General features: G+C 66.3%; 10 protein-coding genes. 5 read left to right on the top strand and 5 right to left on the bottom strand.

The window, feature by feature from the left end; genetic code table 11:
* Positions 1 to 7 precede the first annotated feature (7 nt).
* Complete coding sequence (locus E6J58_16185; GenBank protein TMB35723.1) at positions 8 to 1,420, bottom strand: OprD family porin; 1,413 nt, start codon at positions 1,418 to 1,420, stop codon at positions 8 to 10.
* Positions 1,421 to 1,579: 159 nt separating this feature from the next.
* On the opposite strand from E6J58_16185, the gene E6J58_16180 reads away from it, so the two are divergent.
* The 4 genes from E6J58_16180 (at position 1,580) to E6J58_16165 (ending at position 5,418) form a co-directional block, all read left to right on the top strand.
* Positions 1,580 to 2,710, top strand: coding sequence for a hypothetical protein (locus E6J58_16180; GenBank protein TMB35722.1), 1,131 nt, complete (start codon positions 1,580 to 1,582; stop codon positions 2,708 to 2,710).
* 249 nt (positions 2,711 to 2,959) lie between these two features.
* Positions 2,960 to 4,480, top strand: a complete 1,521-nt coding sequence (locus E6J58_16175) for a hypothetical protein (protein ID TMB35721.1) — start codon at positions 2,960 to 2,962, stop codon at positions 4,478 to 4,480.
* Between the two features lie 50 nt (positions 4,481 to 4,530).
* Positions 4,531 to 4,965 carry a VOC family protein gene (locus E6J58_16170; GenBank protein TMB35720.1) on the top strand — a complete coding sequence of 145 codons (435 nt, stop codon included), beginning with the start codon at positions 4,531 to 4,533 and terminating at the stop codon, positions 4,963 to 4,965.
* Positions 4,966 to 5,034: 69 nt separating this feature from the next.
* The gene (locus E6J58_16165; GenBank protein ID TMB35719.1) at positions 5,035 to 5,418 is read left to right on the top strand and encodes a hypothetical protein; all 384 of its coding nucleotides are present in this window, start codon (positions 5,035 to 5,037) and stop codon (positions 5,416 to 5,418) included.
* A 5-nt stretch (positions 5,419 to 5,423) separates the two neighbouring features.
* Here E6J58_16165 and E6J58_16160 read toward each other — a convergent pair whose 3' ends face one another.
* From E6J58_16160 to E6J58_16150, 3 genes are read right to left on the bottom strand one after another with little or no spacing between them, the layout of a single operon-like run.
* Complete coding sequence (locus tag E6J58_16160) at positions 5,424 to 6,134, bottom strand: LrgB family protein (protein ID TMB35718.1); 711 nt, start codon at positions 6,132 to 6,134, stop codon at positions 5,424 to 5,426.
* The gene (locus tag E6J58_16155; protein TMB35717.1) at positions 6,131 to 6,484 is read right to left on the bottom strand and encodes a CidA/LrgA family protein; all 354 of its coding nucleotides are present in this window, start codon (positions 6,482 to 6,484) and stop codon (positions 6,131 to 6,133) included. Before E6J58_16155 ends, E6J58_16160 begins: the two co-directional genes overlap by 4 nt.
* 44 nt (positions 6,485 to 6,528) lie before the next feature.
* The gene (locus tag E6J58_16150) at positions 6,529 to 7,455 is read right to left on the bottom strand and encodes a LysR family transcriptional regulator (protein TMB35754.1); all 927 of its coding nucleotides are present in this window, start codon (positions 7,453 to 7,455) and stop codon (positions 6,529 to 6,531) included.
* A gap of 72 nt (positions 7,456 to 7,527) precedes the next feature.
* On the opposite strand from E6J58_16150, the gene E6J58_16145 reads away from it, so the two are divergent.
* Positions 7,528 to 8,094 carry an N-acetyltransferase family protein gene (locus E6J58_16145; GenBank protein ID TMB35716.1) on the top strand — a complete coding sequence of 189 codons (567 nt, stop codon included), beginning with the start codon at positions 7,528 to 7,530 and terminating at the stop codon, positions 8,092 to 8,094.
* 30 nt (positions 8,095 to 8,124) lie between these two features.
* Here the strand turns inward: E6J58_16145 and E6J58_16140 are convergent, their stop codons facing one another.
* On the bottom strand, positions 8,125 to 9,354 hold the full coding sequence (locus E6J58_16140) for a DUF1570 domain-containing protein (protein TMB35715.1): 1,230 nt from the start codon (positions 9,352 to 9,354) through the stop codon (positions 8,125 to 8,127).
* Positions 9,355 to 9,405: the final 51 nt, after the last annotated feature.

The following is a 9,405-nucleotide window of genomic DNA, read 5'->3' as shown; positions in this document are numbered from 1 at the left end:
GCGTCGCTCACAAGAGCGGGATCTCCCAGTCGACGATGGATCGAACCTGGTAGCCCAGCCGGGTGGCACCCTTCTGGTCGTAGATGACGCCACAGAGACGAACCCGGAGTCCCGGGATCGCGGGCGGCTGGTAGTCCACCCGGAGATCGTACTCCACCTCGACGGGCAGGCGCGCCCACGTGACCGGATTGATCGAGTCGACGCCCCGTCCGAAATCAGCGAACGCGGTGAGGCCGGCGATGTTCGCGTTCGAAAAGTCGTAGGCCACGCCAAGGCGCCACGCCTTCTCATTGGCATTGATGAAGGCCTGCTGAGCGAGTTGAAGGTAGCTGGGGGAGACCCCCCACGGGACCTGGATCTTGTTGCCCGACGCGTTGACGTTGGCGGCGCCTTTCAGCGTGAGATCGCGCCAGGTGACTGCGACTTTCGCCGCCCCGTTCCTCGTGACCCATTTGCTGACTTGTGTCCTGGCCACCAGGGCGTCGCCAATTGCGCGTTGATCCATGAGCTGCGCTCCGACCTGGAGCTGAAGGTTGTGTGCCAACGGCCAGAGTTGCTCCACCTGACCGAAGAAGGTGTTGAAGGTGTTGACGCCGTACTGCTCGGCAATCCTGAAGCTGAACCCGCGCTGGGGTTTGAGAGTCACGTCGAACATCGCAACGCCGTAGTGAGTTCCCCGCGCACCCGCTACCTCCGACATGGCGACGAACTGCTCGCCGTTGCGCAACTTGATCTTCGTCAGGTACCCGGCGAAGTACTCGGCCGGGCCAACCTGTCCCGCCAGGGTCAGGCCCTCGAAAGTGTTCGGAGTCATCCTGTTGTCCAGGCCGTTGATGAAGGGCCGCCTCACGAACTGCCGGTACCCCTTGAGGAGGGCGTACTCCTGGTAGCGGAGCGCGGCGAAGGCCTCGCCGAGGACGTGGTAGGCCTGTGGGCCCGGTGCGAGAAGGAGGCTGCCGTCCTTGTCCGCAGGAGCGTAGACGGGCGCAGAACCGTAGTACGTCGCCCCGAGTTGGAAACCGTCGAGGAGCCACCCGGATCGGTACGCGAGCCAGCCGCCCGAGGCCCATGCCTGCCTCTCGATCGGAGTCACCGTCTGCAGATCGCCGTAGTGTGTCCTGGCCCGCAGGGTAAGGGTCGTGTCGCCCAGGAAGGAGGGAAGACTCGCCCGACCGTCCCGGATCCCGGGCCATGCCCGCTCGAGCAGCGGCCGCGGCTTTTCGAGGTCATCCTCGGCGGAGGTCGTCGTGGGCACCGCGGGCCACGCCAGCACGGCTGTTCCAAGGATCAGTACGACGAAGGGTAGCGCATCTGGCGCTACCTCCTTTCGTGTGGATGAAAGCTTGACGAACCCTCCGGCTGGAGGGTGCGGCGTTCCCCGGATGTATCCGGTCCCTGGCGGCCGAAGGCGTACTCGTATCGCGCTGCGATCGCGTGGGGACGGGAAACGAGCGCGGTAGCGGTGCCCCCCTTACGTCCTACACTACCAAAACCCTGCGGCTTTGAAGAGCCCCCTCTGTCGCTGCTGGACAGCGCAACGGGAAGTGATCAACGCTGCATCGTCGCGCGGGGGGAACCAATGACGAGGAGGAACGCGGCGCTGCGCGCCTGGTTCGCCTTGCTGCTTGCATCCTCGGGCGCGTCGGCCATCGAAGTCCCGACCGGAAGCGAAGACTTCACGCTCGAGGCCGAGCCCTTGGTTCAACCCCGGATCCAAGTCGATTTCGATGGGCCACCGGGAGCTGCAGCTCCGAGCGGCCACGCGAACATCGACTTCTTCCTGCGGCGCGCGCGGTTGCTGGTGCGTGGAACGGCTTACAAGCAGTTCGCGTTCGCCGTCAACGTCGTTGCGCTTCGGGTCGGCGAACGCGGCAATCTCAACAACGTGACGCCGATCCTGCAGGACCTCGTCTTCAGATACCTGCCGGCGCCCGACGTGAGCCTCGAAACCGGATTGCTTTTGATGCCGCTCTCGCACGCTGCCGTCGAAGGGGCGGGTTATCAGTCTTCAATCGATGGTCCCGGCAATATCCTCCTGTACAACAACGCGCGCCAGCTGCGCGAGACGGGAATCCAGATCCGGGCGCTGGTGCTGGACCGGCGTATCCTCGTCCGCGGGGGCTTCTACGAAGGGGCGCGGACCGCGGGCGCGACGACCGGCCCGCCAGTGAACCCGAACGGCATTCCGCTGGCAGGCGGCATGCTCCGGTTGAATCTCGTCGGCGACGAGGCGACGTACGCCTATCCGGGCATCTACCTCGACGGGAAGACGCGGATCTCGGTTGGCGTCGGGGGACAGTACCAGCCGCGCTCAGGGGGGCTCCGAACAGGGAGCAGCACCTACGATCATTACATCGCGCTGGCGGCGGATCTGTTCGCCGACGTCGCGCTGACGCCGCGGACGGAAGCAGTCCTGGCGATGGGCGGTTATCGATTCGATTACGGGGAGGGGAATGCCAGGACCGGGTACGGGATGCACGCCGACCTCGGGTACCGATGGGGTCCCGTCGAGCCGCAAGGCAACTTCTACTGGTTCAATAGCGATACCAAGAAGAACAGCTTCCTGAAGATCGCCGGCGGGCTCAATCTGTTCTTCGTTGGCCACCGCGCGAAGATCCAGGCAGAGTTCGCAAGCATCATCACGAATGCGAGCCTCGAGAGGACGCCGGCATTGCACCAGATCATCGTCCAGGCCCAGCTGGCGTTGTAAGAAGCAGTACTGCAGGTATTCACCTGAGCTGTTTGCAGACTTTCACCGAGACAGCTGGTGCGATCCACCTGATTGACGTTCGTCGATCGCATTCCGAAATCGACTTTGCCTTGCTGGATCACGGCGGGGCAGGGATCGAGGAGGCATGCAGGCGACGGCGCGGTGCTCCTGAGCGAGCGAGCCGCATCGGATACGACCCGGATTTTTTGCACCGGAATGGGCGTCCATTCGCGTTGAGTGGAGCAGTGTATGAAGACCTCAATTTCAGCAGTCGCATTGGCATCGAGTCTCGTGGCCTGTGGAAACGGAGCTCCGCCGGAGCAGACCTCACGGACGGCACCGGCCATGGCTCCCCAGCGGTCCCAACCGTCGCGGCTCACGGCGGCCGTCGTCAACGGCCCCATCGACCTCGGGACGCTCGGCGGCAAGTTCAGCTGGGCCGAAGGCATCAACGCGCTCGGGCAAGTCATCGGGACGGCCGACACGGGTGCGGGTATCGGGCCCGGCGCCTTTGTGTTGCACGCGTTTCTCTGGCAGAGCGGGAGAGGAATGATCGATCTGGGAACGGTGGGCGGTACCCACAGCTGGGCGATTGCGATCAATGACCGGGGCCAGGTTACCGGGCGTAGCCAGGTGAGGCCCTATTCTTATGATGAGCACGCGTTTCTGTGGGAGATCGGAACAGGAATGATCGACTTGGGGACGCTGGGCGGCTCCGAAAGTCGGCCTATCGCCATCAACGAGCGCGGCCAGGTCGTCGGAGTCAGCAGTACGCCCGGTAACGCTCAGACGCACGCATTCCTTTGGGAGAAAGGAACGGGGATGATCGACCTCGGGACGCTCGGCAACGGAGAATGCCGCCCTTATGCGATCAACGGGCGGGGTCAGGTCACCGGAACGATCAGGACCGGTTCCAACCTGCGCGCGTTTCTTTGGCAGAGTGGGACGGGGATGACCATCCTCGGATCATTGGGCGGCGTTTTCGACATCCCTAGTGCCATCAACGATGCGGGACAGATCGTCGGGAGCAGCCGCATGCCGGACATCGGTGAGACGCACCTCGTCCTCTGGCAGAACGGAACGACGACGGACCTTGGGACGCTGGGCGGCTTGACCGCCACCGGTGTGGACATCAACCAGAAGGGCCAGATCGTCGGGACCAGCGACAATGGAGCTGACGATCAGTGGTCACATGCGTTTCTGTGGCAGAGCACGACCGGGATGGTCGACCTAGGGCCGTGGGGCGGCAGCAACTTCGGCACCGCGGTTGCCATCAACAACCAGAGCCAGGTCGTCGGATGGGGCTTTACGCTCGACGGCTGGTGGCGCGCGTTTCTGTGGCAGAGCGGCACGGGGATGACCGACCTCGGGATGCTGCCCAACGCCATTTCCAGCTCTCCTAGTGCGATCAACGACCAAGGTCAGATCGTCGGACGCAACTTGATCGCCACGGGGGACTGGCACGCCGTGCTCTGGACCATCGCTCGCCCTCTGACGCCAGCGGAACAGATCGCGGCCCTGACCGACGCAGTCAACAAACTTGCTGCTGCCGGAAAGCTCAAGCGGGGCAGCGCTCAATCGCTGCTGACGAAACTCGACAACGCGGCGCGCCAGCTGACCGCCCACGCACATGACAATGTGGCGGCCCAGATGCTCGGGGAGTTCGTGCAGAAAGTCGGGGAGCTCGTAGCTGGCGGAACCCTCTCGAGCTCAGACGGTCAATCGTTGATCGATGGCGCGCGGAAAGTCATCGACCAATTGACCACATGAGCGTCCGGTTGTGATAGGAGGGCGCGCCTGAGCCGAACAAGGAGGACCTCATGGCCGTCAAGCCGATCCCCGAGGGGTACAACACCTTCACTCCATACTTCGTCGTCGAGGGCGCGACCGACTTCATCGAATTCCTCAAGAAGGCTTTCGGTGCCGAGGAGATGTATCGCTTCCCGGCGCCGGACGGGAAGCTCGGCCACGCCGAATTGCGCGTGGGAAGCTCAGTACTGATGCTCGCCGACACGACCCCCGACTATCCCGCATCGCGGATGAACGCGTATCTCTACGTCCCCGACGTGGACGCGACCTACAAGAAGGCCGTCGCGGCGGGTGGCCAGTCGAAGCGCGAGCCGGCGAACCAGTTCTATGGCGACCGCGTGGGCACCGTCGTCGATCGGTGGGGAAACACCTGGTCGATCGGCACGCACGTCGAGGACGTGGCGCCGGATGAGATGGAACGCCGGATGAAGGCGCAAAAGAAGTAGGAGCGACGACGGAGCAACATCGTCTGCTGGAGAGGGACGATGGGCAGAGGGTTCGCTTCGATCTGTTCCGTGGCGACGGCAATGGCCTGCGGAGGAGAGGAGCGTCCGCGGTTCCCGGATCAGGCCACCTGGCACGTGAGAATCGCGCGCAGCGATACCCATCCGACGTACGCTTGCGAAGGCACGGTCGATACGCGAGCAGGTGAAGCGCAATTTCTCTGTGTCGCGGAGCGGTTCGGATCCTGGAACGTCGATGGATCGGTGGAGCAGTTTGGCTCCGCCATCTTGCTCCAGCTTTGGATCCGGGCCGCGGCTTCGAGGAACGCCATTCAGCCCGACATCGCCATCGATCTCGAACCCGTCGGGGAGCGTCTCCACGGGTGGGCCACCGTCGTGCTCCCGGATGGCACCGGCAGCGGCCATCCTGGAGGCACCGCCGACGCCTGGTTGTAGGCGGCTCACCGCATCAGCCGCGCCAGCGCCGGGACGAGCAGCGACGTGGCGAGGCCGTTCAGCGCCAGCGCGATTCCAGCGAACGTGCCGGCCATTTCGTCCATCTGGAAGGCGCGCGCCGTGCCCAGGCCGTGCGCGGCCAAGCCAGCAGCGAAGCCGCGGGCGCGGTAGTCGCGGAGGCGCAGCAGGTTGAGCAGCGGAGTCGCGATCACGGCGCCGCAGATCCCCGTCGCGATGACGAACGCGGCGGTGAGCGACGGCAGGCCGCCGATCTGCTCGGAGATGGCCATGGCGATGGGCGTTGTCACCGACTTCGGCGCCATCGAGGCGATCGTCTCTCCGCGCGCCCCGAGGAGCCGCGCAATTGCCACGGCGGAGGCGATCGCGGTGAGCGAACCCGCCATGAGAGCGGCCAGCATGGGAAGGAGCGCGGCCCGCACGTGCGCGCGGTTCTCGAAGAGAGGCACGGCCAGGGCCACCGTGGCGGGGCCGAGGAGGAAATGCACGAACTGCGCGCCGTCGAAGTACGTCTCGTAGGGCGTGCCCGTCGCGGCGAGCACCGCGATCAGCACGGTCACTGCGATGAGCACCGGGTTGAGCAGCGGACGCCGCCCGAATCGGCCGAAGATCCACGCGCCGGCCTCGTACGCGGCGAGCGTCGCGGTCAACCAGAGCAGAGGCGTCGCGCTCAGGTAGACCCAGATGCGCGCGATCATCGCGTCCTCTTTTCCAGCGCGCGCGCAACGGCCGCAAAGACCAGCGCGCTCACCGCGATCGTCGCGGCGGTGCTGATGACGATTGCGACGGTGATCGCCGCGAGCTCGGCGCGGACGCGTCCGGCGTGGCGGATGAGCCCCACCCCGGCCGGCACGAACAGCAGCGAAAGGTAGCGGAGGAGGGTGGCAGTGGTGTCGCGGACCACCGCTTCGGAGCGGGGACGCGCGAGCAGCAGCGTAAAGAGGAGCGACATGCCCAGGACCGGGCCTGGCACCGGCAGGCCAAACAGTCGGGCGATCATCTCGCCGGCAAGCTGGCACGATAGCAGCATCGTTAGCGCAGGGATCATCGCTCGATACTGCTACGCAGGCGGCGCGAAGACTACGTGCACACCTACGCCGACCGCTTCTTGGCAGGCTTCAACTTCGTCGGGTTGTCGGGTTGAAGCGTCCGCCGCCGGAGGAGCTCGATGAACGCGGCAAGGGCAGGGGAGATCGGTCCCGAATGCCTGCGGCGCACGAGCGCGCTGTCGCGGAACAGCGTCAGCCCGCGGACGGGGACCTCCATCAGCGTGCCGCGGGCCAGCTCTTCCGCGATGTAGGTTCGCGCGAAGAAGCCCGCGCCGACTCCGCTCGCGACCAGTCGGCGGCCCGTCTCCATCGCGACCTCCACCGACGTCTCCGACTGCTCCGCCAGGCGCGAGATCCGCGGATCGTGGGACTGCCACCAGCGCAGCCGCAGCAGCGGGCGCGCCAGCCGCGCCACCTCGTCGCGAGTGACCTGTTTGCTGCGCGCGAGCGGGTGGCGCGGGTGCGCTACGAGCACCACGGGCTCGCGGAAAAGGAAGAGCGGGGTGAGCTCCACCGCGCTGGCGCAGGGCCAGACGGTGAGCGCCACGTCGACGATGCCGTCGAGCAACAACTGCAGCAGGAACTCGTGGTCGCCGGACCGGACGTGACATTCTGCTCGCGGACGGGCGCGCACGAACACGGCCAGCGCGGGGCCGACCAACCCGCCCGCGAGCGAGCCGAGCACTCCGATCCGCACCGACCCGCGCTCGCCCACCTGCGCCAGCCGCGACGCTTCCGCGCCTTCGCGCAACACCTCGAGCGCGCGGCGGGCGTACGGCAAGAAGCTCTCGCCGAGCGCGGTCAGCCGCAGGTTGCGGGCGCGGACGAACAACGAGCCGCCAATCGCGTCCTCGAGGGCGAGAATGCGCGCGCTGACCGCCGGCTGTCCAAGCCCGAGCGCGTGAGCGGCGCGACTGAAAGTACCCTCGCGAGCGATGCGGTCGAAGGCGATGATCTGGTCGAGTTGCATCGACGATTTCAATACCATGAATGCACAGGATTGCGTTGATGCATGGCGGTGCGAGCGATACGCTATTCCTCCATGATCAGGCTGGCGAGACCGGACGACGGCGCAGCGGCGGCTCGCATCTACGATCCGGTAGTGGCGCGGACCGCCATCTCCTTCGAGCTCGATCCACCCGGGCCGGTGGAGATGAAGCGGCGCATCGTCACGGCGCTCGCTTTCGCGCCATGGCTGGTGGAGGAGCGCGACGGGATCGTGCGCGGGTACGCTTATGCGTCCAAACACCGGGAGCGCGCCGCTTACCAGTGGTCCGTCGACGTCGGGGTGTACGTCGACGAGGAGCATCGGCGGAGCGGCGTGGGAAAGGCACTCTACGGCAAGCTGTTCCGGCTGCTCCGGCTGCAGGGGTTCTACGCGGCCCACGCAGGCGTCACGCTGCCGAACGCCGCCAGCGTCGGGTTGCACGAGTCGCTCGGTTTCCGGCCTGTCGGCGTGTACCGCGGCGTTGGTTACAAGCTGGGCGGATGGCGCGACGTCGGCTGGTGGCAGCTCGAGTTGCGCGACCGCGCCGGAGAGCCTTCGCCGCCGAAACCGATGGACGAAATGCAGAGCGATCCACGGTGGGTGGAGGAGCTAGGGCGGTGAGAAAGGATGGTCCGACAGCCCGTCGCGTCGTCATTCTTCGTCCAACGGCACTTCGTCGCATCCGGCTCGCATCGCATCGAGGCGTACGAGCAGCCGCCGTCGCAGCTCGCCGCTGGCATGCTCCGCGGTCAACTCCACTGCGCGCTCTTCGACGCGCACCGCCTCCGCGCAGCGCGACGCCTTGGCCAGGGCGGTGGCGTAGGTGTCGAGCACGGCGGCACGGCCCGGAGCAAGCTCCGCGGCCTTCTCCGCCACGGGCAGCGCCGCCTGGACGCGGCCGTGCGTCAGATCGTGCCAGGCGAGCGCATTGAGGACGGCGGCGTTTTCCGGCACGAGCGCGGCTGCCCTGACCAAGGCGGCGCGACGCTCCTCGGGCCGCCGCCCTCCCACCGCGAATGCGAGCAGCATCTGCACGCGGTAGTCCCGCGGCCTGCGGGCGGCTGCTGCGCGGATCCGTTCCAAGGGCGGCGGCGTGCTGGCGCTTTCCGGAAGCGCCATCTCCACCGCGAGCGCCAGCGGATGGGATGGGTCGAGCCGCAATGCCGTTTCGACCGCGCGCCGCGACTCCGCCAGGTGCGCCTGGGCGCGCGGCAGTCCCGGTGAGAGGAAGAACAGCTCGGCATGCAGCGCCTCGACCTCCGCGGCGGGAACCTCGCGCGCCTGCAGCGGCCCCTCCCACGGGGCGATGCGCACGTTGCGAAGGCGGTAGCTGACCTGAGCCTCCGCGGGGTCGAGATGTCGGGGGAGCGTCTGCAGATATCGACCGACCTCCTCCGCCAGTTCCTCTGCGCGAAGACCGGAGAATGCCGTATGGAACGCTGCCTGCGCATCCTCGCGACGCGTGATCCGGCGAATGTAATCATCGAGTTGCTTGCCGCGCTCGTTGGCGAGATAGAACACCAAGAGCCACGACGCGCTCTGGAAGGCGTAGCTCTCCTGTCCCGACAGGAGCACGGCCTCGCGCGTCGGCAGCGTGAGCACCCGCCCGTAGTTTGTCTCCGGATGGTAGCGAAGGTACTGGAGTCGATCCTCGCTCGGCGCGCCGATCAGATACAGATCGCGCGCGGGGTCGAATTGCATCGTTTCGAGGTAACAGGCCAGTCCCTCGAAGAACCATCGGGGGCTGCGCGGCAGGAAGGTGCCATGCAGCGCATGCGCGAGCTCGTGCTTGAGCACGACGTTTTCGGATCCGCCTTGCTCGGTGCTCATCACCAGCATCGGTTCGCCGAAGAGATCCACGGGCTGGTAGAACGCGCTCATCGTGGGGCTCGCGAACTGGTGCAGGTCCCGCGCGGAGGCGAGCTCCAGCAC

This window comes from Deltaproteobacteria bacterium, assembly GCA_005879535.1.
Classification (GTDB): domain Bacteria; phylum Myxococcota; class Myxococcia; order Myxococcales; family 40CM-4-68-19; genus 40CM-4-68-19.
This window is presented reverse-complemented; position numbering and strand designations above follow the sequence as displayed.

Bases quoted from the DNA above. Each gene is read 5' to 3' on its own strand.
- E6J58_16175 (TMB35721.1), top strand. From the start codon at position 2,960: ATGAAGACCTCAATTTCAGCAGTCGCATTGGCATCGAGTCTCGTGGCC.
- E6J58_16145 (TMB35716.1), top strand. From the start codon at position 7,528: ATGATCAGGCTGGCGAGACCGGACGACGGCGCAGCGGCGGCTCGCATC.
- E6J58_16160 (TMB35718.1), bottom strand. From the start codon at position 6,134: ATGATCGCGCGCATCTGGGTCTACCTGAGCGCGACGCCTCTGCTCTGG.
- E6J58_16180 (TMB35722.1), top strand. From the start codon at position 1,580: ATGACGAGGAGGAACGCGGCGCTGCGCGCCTGGTTCGCCTTGCTGCTT.
- E6J58_16150 (TMB35754.1), bottom strand. From the start codon at position 7,455: ATGCAACTCGACCAGATCATCGCCTTCGACCGCATCGCTCGCGAGGGT.
- E6J58_16140 (TMB35715.1), bottom strand. From the start codon at position 9,354: ATGAGCGCGTTCTACCAGCCCGTGGATCTCTTCGGCGAACCGATGCTG.
- E6J58_16170 (TMB35720.1), top strand. From the start codon at position 4,531: ATGGCCGTCAAGCCGATCCCCGAGGGGTACAACACCTTCACTCCATAC.
- E6J58_16155 (TMB35717.1), bottom strand. From the start codon at position 6,484: ATGATCCCTGCGCTAACGATGCTGCTATCGTGCCAGCTTGCCGGCGAG.